17 protein-coding genes are annotated in these 14,879 nt (G+C 61.4%); 10 read left to right on the forward strand and 7 right to left on the reverse strand.

Going from position 1 to position 14,879, the window contains the following annotated elements:
* Window positions 1-161 precede the first annotated feature (161 nt).
* The 5 genes from AD666_RS17350 to AD666_RS17370 all read left to right on the forward strand — a co-directional run bounded on the left by AD666_RS17350 (window position 162) and on the right by AD666_RS17370 (window position 4,152).
* Window positions 162-602, forward strand: coding sequence for a CBS domain-containing protein (locus AD666_RS17350; protein WP_053154498.1), 441 nt, complete (start codon window positions 162-164; stop codon window positions 600-602).
* A gap of 104 nt (window positions 603-706) precedes the next feature.
* Window positions 707-1,303, forward strand: coding sequence for a paraquat-inducible protein A (locus AD666_RS17355; RefSeq protein ID WP_053155377.1), 597 nt, complete (start codon window positions 707-709; stop codon window positions 1,301-1,303).
* Between the two features lie 11 nt (window positions 1,304-1,314).
* Window positions 1,315-1,959: a paraquat-inducible protein A gene (locus AD666_RS17360; protein ID WP_053155379.1), complete on the forward strand. Its 645-nt coding sequence runs from the start codon at window positions 1,315-1,317 to the stop codon at window positions 1,957-1,959.
* On the forward strand, window positions 1,940-3,598 hold the full coding sequence (locus AD666_RS17365; RefSeq protein WP_053154501.1) for an intermembrane transport protein PqiB: 1,659 nt from the start codon (window positions 1,940-1,942) through the stop codon (window positions 3,596-3,598). Before AD666_RS17360 ends, AD666_RS17365 begins: the two co-directional genes overlap by 20 nt.
* A gap of 17 nt (window positions 3,599-3,615) precedes the next feature.
* A complete protein-coding gene (locus AD666_RS17370) occupies window positions 3,616-4,152 on the forward strand; it encodes a membrane integrity-associated transporter subunit PqiC (RefSeq protein ID WP_053154504.1) in 537 nt (178 codons plus the stop codon).
* Between the two features lie 15 nt (window positions 4,153-4,167).
* Here the strand turns inward: AD666_RS17370 and AD666_RS17375 are convergent, their stop codons facing one another.
* Window positions 4,168-4,794 carry a glutathione S-transferase family protein gene (locus AD666_RS17375; protein ID WP_053154506.1) on the reverse strand — a complete coding sequence of 209 codons (627 nt, stop codon included), beginning with the start codon at window positions 4,792-4,794 and terminating at the stop codon, window positions 4,168-4,170.
* Between the two features lie 197 nt (window positions 4,795-4,991).
* Here AD666_RS17375 and AD666_RS26815 point away from each other — a divergent pair, with 197 nt between their 5' ends.
* Entirely contained in the window at window positions 4,992-5,426 is a 435-nt protein-coding gene (locus AD666_RS26815; RefSeq protein ID WP_082339844.1) for a phage infection protein, read from the forward strand.
* Between the two features lie 75 nt (window positions 5,427-5,501).
* Here the strand turns inward: AD666_RS26815 and AD666_RS17385 are convergent, their stop codons facing one another.
* The 3 genes from AD666_RS17385 to AD666_RS17395 form a co-directional block, all read right to left on the reverse strand.
* Window positions 5,502-6,596: a DUF1615 domain-containing protein gene (locus tag AD666_RS17385; protein ID WP_053154512.1), complete on the reverse strand. Its 1,095-nt coding sequence runs from the start codon at window positions 6,594-6,596 to the stop codon at window positions 5,502-5,504.
* A 309-nt stretch (window positions 6,597-6,905) separates the two neighbouring features.
* Window positions 6,906-7,751 (reverse strand): PhzF family phenazine biosynthesis protein, encoded by an 846-nt coding sequence (locus AD666_RS17390; protein ID WP_053154515.1) that lies wholly within the window; start codon window positions 7,749-7,751, stop codon window positions 6,906-6,908.
* A gap of 8 nt (window positions 7,752-7,759) precedes the next feature.
* Complete coding sequence (locus AD666_RS17395) at window positions 7,760-8,458, reverse strand: glutathione binding-like protein (RefSeq protein WP_053154518.1); 699 nt, start codon at window positions 8,456-8,458, stop codon at window positions 7,760-7,762.
* 357 nt (window positions 8,459-8,815) lie between these two features.
* Between AD666_RS17395 and AD666_RS17400 the strand changes: the two genes are divergently transcribed.
* The gene (locus AD666_RS17400; RefSeq protein WP_053154521.1) at window positions 8,816-9,490 is read left to right on the forward strand and encodes a hypothetical protein; all 675 of its coding nucleotides are present in this window, start codon (window positions 8,816-8,818) and stop codon (window positions 9,488-9,490) included.
* A gap of 90 nt (window positions 9,491-9,580) precedes the next feature.
* The gene (locus tag AD666_RS17405; protein WP_053154524.1) at window positions 9,581-10,633 is read left to right on the forward strand and encodes a permease; all 1,053 of its coding nucleotides are present in this window, start codon (window positions 9,581-9,583) and stop codon (window positions 10,631-10,633) included.
* A gap of 61 nt (window positions 10,634-10,694) precedes the next feature.
* Here the strand turns inward: AD666_RS17405 and mnmH are convergent, their stop codons facing one another.
* Both mnmH and selD read right to left on the reverse strand, forming a co-directional pair.
* Window positions 10,695-11,798, reverse strand: a complete 1,104-nt coding sequence (gene mnmH, locus AD666_RS17410; protein WP_053154526.1) for a tRNA 2-selenouridine(34) synthase MnmH — start codon at window positions 11,796-11,798, stop codon at window positions 10,695-10,697.
* Window positions 11,798-12,832, reverse strand: a complete 1,035-nt coding sequence (gene selD / locus AD666_RS17415) for a selenide, water dikinase SelD (RefSeq protein ID WP_053154529.1) — start codon at window positions 12,830-12,832, stop codon at window positions 11,798-11,800. Before selD ends, mnmH begins: the two co-directional genes overlap by 1 nt.
* Window positions 12,833-12,991: 159 nt before the next feature.
* Here selD and AD666_RS17420 point away from each other — a divergent pair, with 159 nt between their 5' ends.
* Window positions 12,992-13,276, forward strand: coding sequence for a hypothetical protein (locus AD666_RS17420; protein WP_053154532.1), 285 nt, complete (start codon window positions 12,992-12,994; stop codon window positions 13,274-13,276).
* 87 nt (window positions 13,277-13,363) lie between these two features.
* A complete protein-coding gene (locus AD666_RS17425; protein WP_053154535.1) occupies window positions 13,364-13,966 on the forward strand; it encodes a hypothetical protein in 603 nt (200 codons plus the stop codon).
* Between the two features lie 165 nt (window positions 13,967-14,131).
* On the opposite strand, the gene AD666_RS17430 is transcribed toward AD666_RS17425, so the two are convergent.
* On the reverse strand, window positions 14,132-14,848 hold the full coding sequence (locus tag AD666_RS17430; RefSeq protein WP_053154538.1) for an alpha/beta hydrolase: 717 nt from the start codon (window positions 14,846-14,848) through the stop codon (window positions 14,132-14,134).
* Between the last annotated feature and the right edge of the window lie 31 nt (window positions 14,849-14,879).

A 14,879-nucleotide genomic window follows, 5' to 3' on the forward strand; every position in this document is an offset into this window, starting at 1 on the left:
CCCGTGGCGAGGGGATTTATCCCCCTCGCCACCCTGGTGAAGGGCATGCGACTTCGCCGGCCATGACGCTTTTGGACGACTGGCCGCCGCTTTACCGCTTGCTCTGTGCCGCCGGGTCTACGATTCTTTTACCACCCGCAAAAAAACACTCGAGGCCCTTCATGAAAACCGTCGCACAGTTGCTCCGGATGAAAGACGAGAAGAACCAGCAAGTACACACCGTCTCACCGGACGACATGGTGTTACAGGCGCTGATGCGCATGGCCGAAAAGAATGTCGGTGCCTTGCTGGTGGTAAAAAATGATGAGGTGCTGGGCATCATCAGCGAGCGCGACTATGCCCGTAAAATGGTCCTGCATGGTCGCTCGTCGGTGGGCACGCGGGTCAGCGAGATCATGGTCTCGCCCGTGATCACGATCGACCCGCACCAGAACGTCGAGACCTGCCTGAGCATCATGACCGAAAAGCACCTGCGCCACCTGCCAGTGGTGGAAGACGGCAAGCTGGTCGGCCTGCTGTCCATCGGTGACCTGGTCAAGGAAGCCATCGCCGAGCAGGCCGACCTGATCCGGCAGCTGGAGCAGTACATCCGCGGAGAATGATCGATCCCGGGCCGTGTGGGATAAATCCTCACATGGCCCGTCAGACGGGTTGCTCATTCTCGACGGACTTCTATATTGAAGGGGTTGTCCTGCCGAGCATCCCCATGGCCGATACCGACCGACTGATCATCTGCGAGCATTGCGATGCGGTGTACGAGCCGGTCGTACTCGTGGCGCACCAGAAAGCCTCGTGCGTGCGATGCCATGCGGTGATTCAGCGCTACAACGGCCTGACCATCGAAAAACGCCTCGCCCTGAGCGTGACGGCCGCCGTGCTGTGGGCCTTCACCAATGTCTATCCGGTGATGAACATCCGCTTCCAGGGTCTGAGCAACAGCGCCACGCTGTGGGACGCCATCGTGGCGCTGAGTCAGGGACCGATCACCTTCATCGCACTGGTCGCCGCGGTGGCAATCATCGTCGCGCCGGCCCTTCAACTGGTGCTCCTGCTCTGGGTGCTGGGCCACGCCTACGGCAACCGCCGGGCGCCGGGGTTCAACCTGTGCATGCGCAGCCTGGAAACCCTGCGGCCGTGGAGCATGCTGGAGGTCTGCCTGCTGGGGGCCCTGGTGGCGGTGATCAAGCTCGCCGGGCTGCTGGACGTGCTGCCCGGCATCGGCCTGTTCGCCCTGGCGGCCTTGAGCCTGCTGATGATCCGGATTGCCGGGCGCGACATCCGCGACCTCTGGGATCAGCTGTGAACGGCGAGCCATTGCGCCCCCCGCCCCAGGCCAGCGACCTCAACCTGTGCCTGTGCCATGGCTGCGGCCTGGCCTGCGACATGACCCACGAACCCCAGACGTGCCCCCGTTGCGACGCCGTCCTGCATCGACGCAAACCCGATCCCATCACTCGCACCTGGGCCTATATGCTGGCCGCGTTGGTGTTCTATATTCCAGCCAACCTGCTCCCGGTGATGAACACGCAGATGCTCGGCGACGGTGCCGACAGCACTATCATCAGCGGTGTCATCGAGTTCTGGCATAGCGGCGCCTGGGACATCGCCCTGATCATCTTCATCGCCAGCATCGCGGTGCCGGGCATCAAATTCGTGGTTCTGACCCTGCTGCTGGTCACCGTCCAGCGGCGCAGCACCTGGGCTCAGCTCCAGCGGGCAAAGCTCTACCGGCTGGTAGAGGTCATCGGCTATTGGTCGATGCTCGACGTGCTGGTGGTGGCCCTGGTGGCGGCCCTGGTGAAATTCCAGGCACTGAGCGATATCGAACCACGACCGGGGATCCTGTTCTTCGGCCTCGTGGTGTTGTTTACCATGCTGTCGGCCATGAGTTTCGACCCACGGTTGATCTGGGACACCCCCCCATCCGAGGAGGCCATGGATGAAGTCACAAACCACTGACGGACACAAACCGTTACCGGGCCGCGCCCATGTCACCCGCCGCCGCTGGACGGTGTCGCTGGTGTGGGTGGTGCCAATCATCGCAGTGCTGGTGGGGTTGTCCCTGGTGGTCAATAACTGGCTGCAGGAGGGCCCGACCATCACCATTACCTTCAAGACCGGCCAGGGCCTGACCGCCAACAAGACCCAGGTGAAGTACCGCAACGTGGTGATCGGCCAGGTCACCGACGTGCAACTGAGCGACGATCAGAAAAACGTCACCGCGACGGTCAAGCTCGCCAAGACAGCCGACACGTTCACGCACGAGGACTCGGTGTTCTGGGTGGTACGGCCGCGCATCGGCGCTGGCGGTATCTCCGGAATCGACACTTTACTCTCCGGCGATTTCATCGGCGCCGATGCCGGCCAGTCCAAGGTGCGCGCCAAGTCGTTCACTGGCCTTGAGGCCCCGCCGCCGATTACCTACGGCGAACCGGGCAAGCGCTTTACCCTTCACTCCCAGGACCTCGGTTCCCTGGACATCGGCTCTCCCGTGTACCTGCGCAAGATCCCGGTAGGCCAAGTGGTGTCCTACGGGCTGGACGCCGACGGCAAAGGCGTCAATATCGACGTGTTCATCAACGCGCCCAACGATGTATACGTCACCGAAAACACCCGGTTCTGGAACGTCAGCGGGGTGGACCTGAACGTCGGCGCCAACGGATTTGCAGTCAAGACCGAATCGCTCTCGGCACTGCTGTTGGGCGGTATTGCGTTCCGGGCACCGGAATACAGCCCCAACGATACCTCCGCCAGCGAGGACAAAACGTTCGAACTGTTCGCCGACGAACAGAGTGCCCTGGCGCCACCCAACGGCAAGGCACAATACCTGGCGCTTCGTTTCGATCAGGCACTTCGCGGATTGCGGGTGGGTGCACCCGTCGAATTCCTGGGCGTAGAGATCGGTCGGGTGGTGGCCATCAACCTGGATTTTGACGAAAAACAGCGCAATTTCCCCCTCAACGTCGGCGTTGTGATCTATCCCCAGCGGCTGGGTAAAGCCCACGAGAAACTGCTCAAGGCGCTCAATCACGATCCGGAGGACGAAGCCGCCTCCGCCCGCCTGATGGGCAGTTTTGTCGAGCGGGGCCTGCGTGCCCAGGCGCGCAGCGGCAGTCTGCTGACCGGACAGTTGTACATTGCCCTGGATTTCTACCCCAAAGCCGAAAAAGTCGCGTTCGATCCGAATGCCCGTCCTGTCCGTATCCCGACCATCCCGGGAAGCCTGCAGCAGTTGCAGGAGCAACTGCAATCGGTGGTCGAACGGATCAACAAACTGCCGCTGGAAAGCATCGCCAGCAACCTGGATGGCAACCTGGTGGAGTTGCGCAAAGGCCTGACGCAGTTCAACAGCAAGACCCTGCCGGGGGTGCAGAACACCTTGCAGGACGTCAGCAAGACCCTGCAATCGGCCAACTCCACCCTGGCTGAAGATTCGCCGCAGCGCGAACAACTGACCCAGACCCTCGACGACCTGGGACGTATGTCACGCTCGCTGCGCGAACTGTCCGACTACCTGAGCCGCCATCCTGAATCGCTGCTTCGCGGCCGTCCCAAGGACGCTCCGGCACAGAACCTCACATTCCCGGTGGACGAATGATCACAGGAGCCCGTCCCATGCCGCCGATGCTGAAATCCGCCCTGGTTGCTGCCCTGCTGCTGCTCGGCGCCTGCCGCAGCGATCCGGTCCATTACCACACCTTGAGCCCGGCTCAACCGGCGAGCCAACCGCCCGCCAACGCCGACATCCGGATCGAGCAAGTGAGCGTTCCGCCCCAGGTGGATCGTCCCCAGATGGTCATACGCCAAGGCAACAGTGGCCTGGTCATCCTGGAAACCGAATGGTGGGGTGCCAGCCTCGCGGATGAGCTGCGCAGCAGTCTGGAGGAGCCACTGAGCAACCCTGGGGCGGCCCGATTATTGTTGCGGGTGGACGTGCAGCGCTTCGACTCGATCCCTGGCCGTTACGCCCGTATGGATGTGCAATGGCGCTTGCGTAGCCTTGGCAACGAAGCCTCTCCTCTCACCTGCCGCAGCACACTGCAAACACCGGCAACAGCCGCACTCGATGATCTGGTGACAGCCCATCAGAACAACGTGCGGCAATTCGTCGACCTGGTCGTTCGGGCCGCTGCCCGAAAAACCTGCCCATGATCCTTTCGGCCGCGCCTACGACGGCCAGTGCTGCGACAACACCGGCGCAACACGCGGGTGATGATCGATTCGCTCCAATACATCGTGGAAGGCGGGCCGTGCGCGGAGCATGGCTTCTCGCGTTCCTTGCCACTTAGTGATGACAGCCGCGAGGATATCCAGCGCTCCTGGCTCATGCCCCCCCAGAAACGGCTGTGCCGGGAATTGATCGGCAAACAACGCCCAGTTGCGGTACAGCCGTTGCTGGGTGCCCGACACTAACTGCTGCCGGGTGTCGTCGTCCGCCTCCAGCCAACGCTCCGGAAAATCGATGATGCCGATGGGTGTATAGCAATTGGCTGCGATGTAGACCAGACCCCTTATGGCTTGTGCGCGCAGCCCGGGATCGTCCGGCAATAACTTCGATGCAGGAAAGGTCAACCCTAGATGAATCAATATGGCCGCGGCTTCGGTCAACACGGAGCCGTCCGGCAACTGCAGGGTCGGGACTTGTTTCAGCGGGTTCAACGCCTCGAGCTCTGTCGCCGCCTCGCTGTCTTCAGTCGAGTAGGCATCTATCCGGCGATAGGGCACGCCGCACAGGCACAACGCAATCTCCACGGCCGAGGAACCGGATTGTCTGTGGCCGAATAACTGGTACATAAGCCAGCCTCCCTGTTGGGTTCAGACGATAGAACCCGGCGGCTGGCCGATGTTCCGTCCGATGGACGACAGGCGCTCTTTCCCGATCAGCTATCACTGCCGTCGATGGTCACCATCACGTCAATGAAGTTCTCTTGATGATTGCCCGGCGCAACAATGGCGCCACACCAACCCACAACACCCCGGAGCACACCATCATGAAACGCCAAATCATCCTCAGCCTCGCTTTCTCGGTTCTGGCCGCCAACGCATTCGCCGCTTCCTCCCATCCGGTCGTCGCCCAGGATGGCTCTGATCGACTGATCGAACGACGCGTCGCCGAAGGGGGTTCCGACCGCCTGATGGAAAAACGTGTTGCTCAAGATGGCTCTGATCGCCTGATCGAGAAACGTGTTGCTCAAGATGGCTCCGACCGCCTGATCGAGAAACGCGTTGCCGAAGGGGGTTCTGATCGCCTGATCGAGAATCGCGTTGCTGAAGGTGGTTCCGATCGCCTGATCGAGAAACGCTTGGCCGAAGGAGGTTCCGACCGCCTGATCGAGAATCGCGTTGCTGAAGGTGGCTCCGATCGTCTGATCGAAAATCGTGTAGCTGAAGGGGGTTCCGACCGTCTGCCGCAGAACCGCGTATGAGTTGTCTGACCGCAACACCCGAAAGCGTCCCAATAAAGCCCGGCCTAACCCGCCGGGCTTTTTCATGATCGTTGTCTAACGCCCGGATGACCGACTCACGCATCGCTGATAACGCTCATCCACCCGCTTGGCAAACCAAGCCGTGGTCAGTTTGCGAGTGATCTTCGGACTCTTTAGCACGATGCCCGGCAGCACCGCACGGGGCAGCGGTTTACCTTCGGCTTTCTCAGCCAGCTCGAACACCCGCTTGTAAAGTTTGCTGTCCTCGAAGGCCAGGGTGTCACCCAACTCCAATTGGTCACGGATGGTCGGATTGCGCATCCCCAATGACTTTCCCAGGGTTCGCACTGCCAGTTCGGTGCTGCCGGGCATGATCGAATCATGCCGGATCAGGTCGCCGTCCAATACCAGGGTAATCCCTGAGGCGCGACTCACTGCGTGCTGGAATGCCGCGTTGCGACTGGCATACCAGCCGGCATTGAAATCGGCAAAACGGTACAGCGGTTCGATGTAGCTCACCGGGTACCCCAGCAAATGAGCGATGCCGAAATACATGCCGCCTCGACGACTGAACACTTCGCGACGAATCGAGCCGTCCACCGTATAGGGGTAGTTCCGGGCATTGGCCTGGGCAAAAGCAATGCTGACTTGCATCGGCCCGCCGGTATGCACCGGGTTGAAGCCGTCGAACAGCGTCTTGCCCAACGGCACCATACCGATGAAATCATCGAAGATGCCGCTCAATTCCTTCTCGCTGCGCGCCCCGTTGAGCCGGTCGGCATAGCTCTTGCCATTGGGGGACCGCACCTGGAGCGCGCCGCTGACCAATACATTGGGGATGTGCAACTTCGCCGCACGCCGGTCGATTTCCTGCCGGGCAATCCTGCCCAACCCCGGCACCGTCGGATCGGCCTGGAAAGTGGACTCTTGTTCGGTCACCGCCAGCACCGAGCAGATATTCTGTGTTGTGGGCGGGATCTGCTGAGCGGCAAACGCGACGTATATATCGGTGGCCCAGCCCTCTCGGTCTACCGTCCTGGCGGGCAGCAACTGAACGATCTGCGCCTTGACCTGTGCTGGCTGGCGTTCAGGCTCCTGGGCCTGACGACTGCCGCAACCGGCCAGGGCCAGCAAGGAAAACAGACCGATCAACCCTCGATTGAATCGCATAAAACTCCAACAGTTTTGTTATTTCTGTGGCCAGATACCCTGTGCCGGGCACGTGGGAGCAAGGCAGAACTGGCTGCGATGACGGGGGCACATTCAACATCGATGCAACTGACCCACCGCTTTCGCGAGCAAGCCCGCTCCCACAGTAGATCATTGTTGGATGCAAAACCGTGAGCACCAAGGCCCCCTTGTGGGAGCGAGCCTGCTCGCGATGACGGTGGTACATTCAACATCGATGCAAACTGACCCACCGCTTTCGCGAGCAGGCTCGCTCCCACATCAGGTTTCGTGTGTTCGCAACTTCCCGGCTCACAAAGTCAGCGAGCCGTCGATGCAGGTCACCACCGCGCCACCGATCCAGACCTCCTCACCTACCTGTTCCACATGAATCCGCCCGGCCCGGCCCATGGTCAACCCCTGGCTGACCACATAAGACGACGGTGCCAGCCCCTTGGCGAGCATCCATTGGGCGAGACCGGCGTTCAAGCTGCCGGTGGCCGGGTCCTCCGGCATTCCGTCGCCGGCAATGAAACCCCGGACTTCGAATTGCGCGTCGACACCATCGACGACCGGGTCCCAGGGCGCCACGACGCCTACGGCCAGATCCAGCAATTGGTGATAATCAGGCTTGAGGTTCAAGACTTGTTGCCGGTCCCGGAGCATCAAGGCCAGCCACCCCGCGCCGTTGTCGACCCATTGCGCCTCGACAATGGCCTCGGCCGCCAGCCCGAGCCCGTTTCGCGCCCGCTCAAGCACATCGGCCTCCAGCGGCCCGGATTTGATCAACGGCGGTGCCAAGAATGACAAGCCGTGTTCGCTGCGACGAATTCTGACAAGGCCAACGCCGCACTCCTGCACGATCTCCTGCCCTTTCGGCACGCCTCCCGCTTCCAGCCAGGCATGGCAACTGCCCAGCGTCGGATGGCCGGCAAAGGGCAGTTCGGTCGAGGTCGTAAAAATCCGGACCCGGTAATCCGCCTCCGGATGCCGAGGCTCGAGCAAAAAAGTGGTTTCGCTGAGATTCGTCCAATTGGCAAACGCGATCATTTGCTCATCACCGAGCCCATCGCCCCCCAGCACCACGGCCAATGGATTGCCCTTGAGCGGTACTTCGCTGAACACATCCAGTTGCTTGAAATCGAATCGGTGGGCCATGGATGTATTCACTCCGGAATCTTCAGTCCGCGAATCACCGCCGGTCGCGCCAGGAAGCGCTCCAGCACCCGCGTTACATTCGGGAAATGCTGGATGCCCACCAGATCACCCGCCTCATAGAAACCGATCAAGTTGCGCACCCAGGGGAACGTGGCGATATCGGCAATGGTGTAGCGCTCGCCCATGATCCAGTCTCGTCCTTGCAGGCGACCGTCGAGCACCTTGAGCAGGCGCTTGCTCTCATCGACATAACGATCACGCGGTCGCTTATCCTCGTAGTCCTTGCCGGCGAACTTGTTGAAGAAGCCCAACTGCCCGAACATCGGCCCGATCCCGCCCATCTGGAACATCAGCCACTGGATCGTCTCGTAACGCGCCGCCGATTCCCGGGCCAGTAACTGACCGCTCTTGTCCGCGAGATAAATCAGGATCGCCCCCGATTCGAACAACGCCAACGGCTGGTCTCCAGGCCCATGAGGGTCGAGGATCGCCGGGATCTTGTTGTTGGGGTTCAGGGACAGGAACTCGGGAGAGAACTGGTCGTTGCTGTCGAAGTCCACTTTATGGGGTTCGTAAGGCAGGCCGATCTCCTCCAGCATGATCGAGACCTTTACCCCGTTGGGGGTTGGCAGAGAGTAGAGCTGGATCCACTCGGGATACTGGGCGGGCCATTTCTGGGTGATGGGGAATGGGGTCAGGTTGGGCACGGGGGGCTCCACAGCGACTTTAAAAGGATGGAGCATAATTCAGGATCGCCCTGGAGGCATCAGAGGTTTCCTCGCCCGGCTCGTCTTCGATGACGGGTTCCGGCCCCCATACACCGTCATGGGATTCACACCGACTCTTCTTAATTTCGCAACATCCTGTCGCTAACGTTCATCCCATCTCATGGAAGAAGCCGCCGCTGGATCGAACCAAAGGGCTTCAGAGGACTCTGAGCAATGCCCCGGGGAATCGAAGCGGGTGTAACGACAGGGAAAACACCCGAGGCCAAACGCTTCGCGGTGCCAGGGTTTGTCAGCCTGACTCGATGTTCGATTCGAGACAGCCGAAGACTACTATCGATGATCAAGCCACTGAATTTCGCCAGACATTTCAAACCCCGTTCATGGCTGGTGCTACCGACACTGCTGGTAGCCTGCGGTCTGGTGTTGTCACTGGAGTCCAGCGTCAGCCGCGCCCAGCCGGTGAATGGTGTCCAGACCCTGGTGTTCCTGCGCCACGCCGAGAAACCCGCCGGCGGCCTGGGCCAGCTCAACTGCCGGGGGCTTAATCGCGCCATCGATCTGGCTACCCTGCTGCCGGAAAAATTCGGCAAGGCCGATTACGTGTTCGCGGCCAACCCGACCCGCAACGTCGAAGAGGGTGAGCTGGATAATTCATACAGCTATATTCGTCCGCTGATGACCATCAGTCCCAGCGCCATCAAGCTCGGGCTCCCCGTCAATATCGAATATTCGGCCAATGACACCAGCGACCTCGCAAATGAACTGCTGGAAGACAAATACCACAACGCCACTATCTACACGGCCTGGTCACATGGCTATCTGCCCGAACTGATCAACAAGGTCGCCGGCGAAGCCGTGGGCAAGAAGCAGACCATCACCGAAGACTGGGCGTCGGGGGATTTCGATTCGCTGTACGTGCTGACGCTGACCTGGCACAACGGCAAGGCCAGCCTCTCCAGCCGGACTTACAAGCAAGGCCTCGACAATGGGCAGGAAACCTGTCCGACCTGACCTGTCGACACCTCCTACGGTCAGGGCAGGTCACGGACAGGGCAGGCTGAGGTATGATGCGCCCACTCTCCAGCTGACCGGACGCTTTTCATGTCTCCAACCTCTGCCGCCGACGACCGGAGCTGGTCGTTCTGGTGGAAACCCGCCCTGTTCCTGCTCGTGGCCGTTGTCGGGCTCTACTATGTCAAATGGTCGCCCTATTATCTGAAGGCGTTCGTCGCCGCCGATAGCCACAACATCGGCAACTCGATTCTCAACGATGCCCAGACAGCGCCACTGATGGCGGCACTGACCTATGCCAAGGTGTATTTCCTGGCCATCTGGAAAGCTGCCGTGCTGGCGGTGATCCTCGGCTCCCTGTTGCAGGTGCTGATCCCCCGCGACTGGCTGTTACGCCTGTTCGGCCAGGCCGGCTTTGCCTCGACCTTGCGCGGCGGGTTGTTCGCCCTGCCCGGCATGATGTGCTCATGCTGCGCGGCGCCGGTAGCGGCCAGCATGCGCCGGCAGAACGTCTCGGTGGGCGCGGCGCTGGCTTTCTGGATCGGCAACCCGGTACTCAACCCCGCGACCCTGGTCTTCATGGGGTTCGTGTTGGGCTGGGGCTTCACCGCTCTGCGCCTGGTGGCGGGTATCGTGCTGGTGTTTGGCGTGTCGATGGTGGCACAGCGCATCGCACGGCCAGAGATCCTGCCCGAAGCGGCGGTGGAAGCGGTGACCGAGGCCAGCGTGGTGGATGCGCAACCGTTCGCCGTCCGTTGGGCCCGCACCTTATGGCAATTGTTCTGGAGCACCATCCCGGTCTATGTGCTGGCCGTGCTGGTACTGGGCGCTGCGCGGGTCTGGCTGTTTCCTCATGTCGACGGGGCCATGGCCGACAGTCTGGTGTGGCTGGTACCGCTGGCGATCGTCGGCACGCTGTTCGTGATACCGACCGCGGCGGAGATCCCTATTGTCCAGACCATGATGTCCCTGGGCATGGGCACCGGCCCGGCCGTGGCATTGTTGATGACCCTGCCGAGCATCAGCCTGCCGTCACTGCTGATGTTGCGCAAAGATTTTGACGCCCGGGTGCTGGTGACCGTGGCGCTGCTGACCATCCTGGTAGGCATCGTCTTCGGATTGATCGGGGCAGCGCTGCTTTAACGCGTCTGTCGCCGCCCCTTGGCAGGACTCCCACCTCGGTCGATGTGGGAGTTGAACTTGCTCACTTTGTCCGGGCCGCTCGCTCACGCAGGTATTCCAGCACAGCGGCCTGCTCCCCGGAAAACTCGATCCGCCTGCCCTTCTTTTCCCGCTGGAATGCGTACATCGGATCGTAGTACTCACGCAGCAGACCTTCGATCCAGCCACGATGAAGGTCGACGGCACCGCTATCGGCCTGCTCGGCCAAGGCGGCTTCCATGATCGTCATCAAGCGCCGATGGCGGTCACCGCCCAGGCGCTTATGGATGTTGTCCAGGCTCGCCAGCAACCGCTCGGAGAACAACATAAACCCCTCATCGCCGTGTACAGCGACAAATTCGGCGCTCAGGTTGATGACGTAGTCCCGCAAGATCCGCTCGACCCGTCGCTCCACGCTGTCTTCGAGCCAGACCATCGGAACCTGCTGCATACGCTGGTACAACGGCAACGGCAAGGCACAGCTGCCGACTGCGCGGCTCTCATCCTCGACCACGAACTGCTCGATGCCGGCGGCGCGCTTTTTCAGCACGTCCACCGCCAGGCGGTTCTCGAAATCGATGTTCGAAGGCTGTCCGGTAGCACGTTTGCCGAAGCTTGAACCCCGGTGATTGGCGAAGCCTTCCAGGTCGAGGCCGTTGTTCAACCGGGTCAGGACCTCCGTCTTGCCGGTGCCCGTCATGCCGCCCAGCAATACCAGGTCGCACTGGGCAACCGCCTGTTCGACGGTGTCCAGCAGGAAGGTGCGCATGGCCTTGTAGCCGCCGCCAACTCTGGGATATTCGATACCCGCTTCGTCCTTGAGCCATTGCTGGACGATTTGCGAGCGCAAACCACCACGGAAGCAATACAGCAGGCCGTCCGGGTGAGCCTGGGCAAACTCGGCCCAGGCCTGGATGCGTTGCGCCTTGATCTCACCAGACACCAATTGATGCCCCAGCACAATGGCCGCCTGTTGGCCTTGCTGCTTGTAGCAGGTACCGACCCGCTGTCGTTCGATGTCCGTCATCAGCGGCAGGTTGACCACGCCGGGGAACGCACCCTTGTGGAATTCGATGGGCGCGCGGGTATCCATCATCGGCCGGTCGTTGAGGAAAATCTCGCGGTAATCGGTAATGTCATTGGCCATCATGACACCTCGACCGCGTTGGTCTGTCGCTCGACCAGCTCGCCAATCGGTTCCAGCGCAAGGCCCAGCTCGGCGGCCACCGCCAGGAACGACTCGTTGCCCTCGGGACTGACCGCAATCAACAACCCGCCGCTGGTTTGCGGATCGCACAGCACACGCTTGTGCAGTTCCTGGACCCGACCGACCTTGCTGGCGTAGCTGTCGTAGTTGCGCAACGTGCCGCCCGGCACACAGCCCAGGTCGAGGTAATACTCGACCCCCGGCAACCGTGGCACGGCGTCATAGCGTATGCGTGCCGTGAGACCGCTGCCATCGGCCATTTCCACCAGATGCCCAAGCAGGCCGAAACCGGTGACGTCAGTCATCGCCGTCACACCGTCGAGCTTGCCGAAGCGGCTGCCGGGTTTATTGAGGGTACACATCCAGTCACGGGCCAGCCCCACGTCGGCGGTGCGCAGTTTGCCCTTCTTTTCCGCCGTGGTCAGGATACCGATGCCCAGGGGCTTGGTCAGGTAAAGAAGGCAGCCGGCGGTGGCGGTGTCGTTGCGCTTCATGTGGCGCTTGCTCACCAGCCCCGTGACGGCAAGGCCGAAAATCGGCTCGGGCGCGTCGATCGAATGGCCGCCCGCCAGCGGTATGCCCGCCTCATCACACACCGAACGACCACCGCGAATCACCTCTCGGGCGATTTCCGGAGCCAGTACGTTGACGGGCCAGCCGAGAATCGCAATCGCCATCAACGGATCGCCGCCCATCGCGTAGATGTCGCTGATGGCATTGGTGGCGGCGATACGACCGAAATCGAACGGATCGTCGACGATCGGCATGAAAAAGTCAGTGGTCGACACCACCCCGCGCTCCTCATCGATGGCGTATACCGCAGCATCGTCCCGGGAGGCGTTACCGACCCACAGCCTGGGATCAAGATTCTGCGCGCCGCTACCGGCCAGAATCACCTCCAGTACCTGGGGTGAAATCTTGCAACCGCAACCGGCGCCGTGGCTGTACTGGGTGAGGCGAATAGGTTCGCTCATGGGCATACCTCGCGTAGGTCAAGGTGGGCGATTCTAGCAGCAACGCCGATGCTTCAGCGCTTGCAGCGATGGCGCAGCCCTTGCGTCTTACCAAAGGGAATTTTCCTTCACGCAGAGAATCACTTGAACATCAGTCGCGCATTCAGCCAGGAGATTGCGATGTCCCTGCCCCCTGCAACCGACCACGGCACACACCTTGACTACGGTCTCGATACCTTGTTTGGTCGAGAAACCAAAAGCGTCGAATGCCACTTCCACATCATGCGCCTCGACGACGATGAGCCGCCATGGTTCGCGCTGCGCGTGCAGCCGCCACTGCCCGAGGACCTGGAAAAGGCCCAGATCGTCGTGTTCAGGGCCGAGGGCCGGAAGATCAGTGGCATTGTCCGGCGCACCGAGCGCCTGGCCGACGACACTCTGCAACTGGACGTAGAGCCGGACTGAGGTATACAAGCCTGCCGGACACTGCTGGAGCCAGGTGATGACCCGTGGGATGATTGGCGCTTCACGCGCCTCACGGGAAGAGTTTCGATGTCACTGCTGAGTAAACACGCCGCCGCTCTGTTTCTGACGGCCATCGCAGGCCTGGTCATGGTGCCTGCCCATTCGGCCCAGCCCAAAACCGACGGTGACTTGCCGGCCCGGAAGGTTTCGATGCTGGGCGGCAAGTTTACCTTCACCCTGCCAAAGGGTTTCACTGTCACCCCGCTGCCCGCTGGTGAGGCGGCCCAGGGCACAGGGGGGGCATCGGGAACGATGTACAGCAACGCCACCCGCAAAACCGTGGTGATCACCGCTGAAAACACCATCATCGACGGGGCGAACGTAAAGGACGACGACGGTGCGTTTCTTGACGCGACCATGGCTGACTACGCTGCCCAACGAACCAAAGCCTTGCCGGATGCCAGGATCCTGAGTGAAAAAAGCCTGACCCTGAAAAGTACCGGCCTGGGTTTGCGCCAGCTCGATACCCGCGCCACCCAGGGCGGCGGACCGACGCTCGACACCACGCTGCTGGGCGCCTCCGGCACGCGCATGGCGGTGGTGCAGATCATTTCCAGGGCCAGTGACAAGGAAGGTCATGAGGCGCTGGTGCAGCAGATTGCCGGTGGGAAATCGTCGTCCGGCAAATGAACCGCGTCGCATCCATTGCGAGCAAGCTCGCTCCCACAATGGGACGGTGGTGAATGGACCTTCTGTGGGAGCGGGCTTGCCCGGAAGACGATGGCACATTCACCATCAATGCAGGCAGAGCCACCGCTTTCGCGAGCAAGCCCGCTCCCACGGGGGTGACCCATTTCAGGGATTGAGCCGTTCCAGCCAGGCTCGCAGATCCTTTACCTCCATGGCGCTGATGCTGTGGCCAACACCCGGGTAGGCATGGAATTCAGGTTCCAGGGCCAGGGTCTTCAAGAACGTATTGGCGTCGGTGCCGTCATGGTAGGGAATGATCGGATCCGCCGTGCCGTGGCCGATGAACACGGCCAGCGCCCGGCGCGACTCGTCGGGCGTCAGTTCGGCCCGCAGCCCGGACAGGACCCGCCCGCCCATCGCGGCGATGCCGCCGACAGCATCGGGGTGTCGCAGGGCCACTTCGTAGCTCATCATCGCACCCTGGCTGAAGCCCACCAGGAACACCTGACTGGCGTCGGTCGGGTATTTGGCCCGCGCCTTTGCGATGAAATCCAGCAGCAGTTGGCCGCTGGCCTTCAAATCCGAGGTGTCGCCGTCATAAGCACCCTCGCCCTTTTTCGCAAACCACTGGTAATGGCCCGGTTCCATGACCTTTGGCGCTCGAACCGAGAGGTAGTTGTAGTGCTCGGGCAACGCCTCCCTGAGCTCGAACAGGTCCTGTTCGTTGCTGCCGGAGCCGTGCAGGAAAATCACCAGTGGCCGGTCTCTCGTCTGCTCATCGGCGTCCGCCAGGTAGTTCAGCGGCAGGTCCGTGTGCAGTGCCGGTTGGGCCTGCGCCCCGGCAGACACCAGCAGCAGAAACAGCGTGAGGGCTCTGAGCATTCATCTTCCTCCATCGTTCGATAGCCGCACG

Origin of the sequence: Pseudomonas sp. Pf153 (genome assembly GCF_001269775.1) — a bacterium.
Lineage (GTDB): Bacteria > Pseudomonadota > Gammaproteobacteria > Pseudomonadales > Pseudomonadaceae > Aquipseudomonas > Aquipseudomonas uvaldensis.

What these genes read in the sequence shown, in the direction of transcription:
- AD666_RS17400 (WP_053154521.1), top strand. Translation starts at nt 8,816, where the DNA reads ATGATCAAGCCACTGAATTTCGCCAGACATTTCAAACCCCGTTCATGG.
- AD666_RS17375 (WP_053154506.1), bottom strand. Translation starts at nt 4,794, where the DNA reads ATGTACCAGTTATTCGGCCACAGACAATCCGGTTCCTCGGCCGTGGAG.
- AD666_RS17365 (WP_053154501.1), top strand. Translation starts at nt 1,940, where the DNA reads ATGAAGTCACAAACCACTGACGGACACAAACCGTTACCGGGCCGCGCC.
- selD (WP_053154529.1), bottom strand. Translation starts at nt 12,832, where the DNA reads ATGAGCGAACCTATTCGCCTCACCCAGTACAGCCACGGCGCCGGTTGC.
- AD666_RS17370 (WP_053154504.1), top strand. Translation starts at nt 3,616, where the DNA reads ATGCCGCCGATGCTGAAATCCGCCCTGGTTGCTGCCCTGCTGCTGCTC.
- AD666_RS17390 (WP_053154515.1), bottom strand. Translation starts at nt 7,751, where the DNA reads ATGGCCCACCGATTCGATTTCAAGCAACTGGATGTGTTCAGCGAAGTA.
- AD666_RS17355 (WP_053155377.1), top strand. Translation starts at nt 707, where the DNA reads ATGGCCGATACCGACCGACTGATCATCTGCGAGCATTGCGATGCGGTG.
- AD666_RS17425 (WP_053154535.1), top strand. Translation starts at nt 13,364, where the DNA reads ATGTCACTGCTGAGTAAACACGCCGCCGCTCTGTTTCTGACGGCCATC.
- AD666_RS17405 (WP_053154524.1), top strand. Translation starts at nt 9,581, where the DNA reads ATGTCTCCAACCTCTGCCGCCGACGACCGGAGCTGGTCGTTCTGGTGG.
- mnmH (WP_053154526.1), bottom strand. Translation starts at nt 11,798, where the DNA reads ATGGCCAATGACATTACCGATTACCGCGAGATTTTCCTCAACGACCGG.
- AD666_RS26815 (WP_082339844.1), top strand. Translation starts at nt 4,992, where the DNA reads ATGAAACGCCAAATCATCCTCAGCCTCGCTTTCTCGGTTCTGGCCGCC.
- AD666_RS17420 (WP_053154532.1), top strand. Translation starts at nt 12,992, where the DNA reads ATGTCCCTGCCCCCTGCAACCGACCACGGCACACACCTTGACTACGGT.
- AD666_RS17350 (WP_053154498.1), top strand. Translation starts at nt 162, where the DNA reads ATGAAAACCGTCGCACAGTTGCTCCGGATGAAAGACGAGAAGAACCAG.
- AD666_RS17430 (WP_053154538.1), bottom strand. Translation starts at nt 14,848, where the DNA reads ATGCTCAGAGCCCTCACGCTGTTTCTGCTGCTGGTGTCTGCCGGGGCG.
- AD666_RS17385 (WP_053154512.1), bottom strand. Translation starts at nt 6,596, where the DNA reads ATGCGATTCAATCGAGGGTTGATCGGTCTGTTTTCCTTGCTGGCCCTG.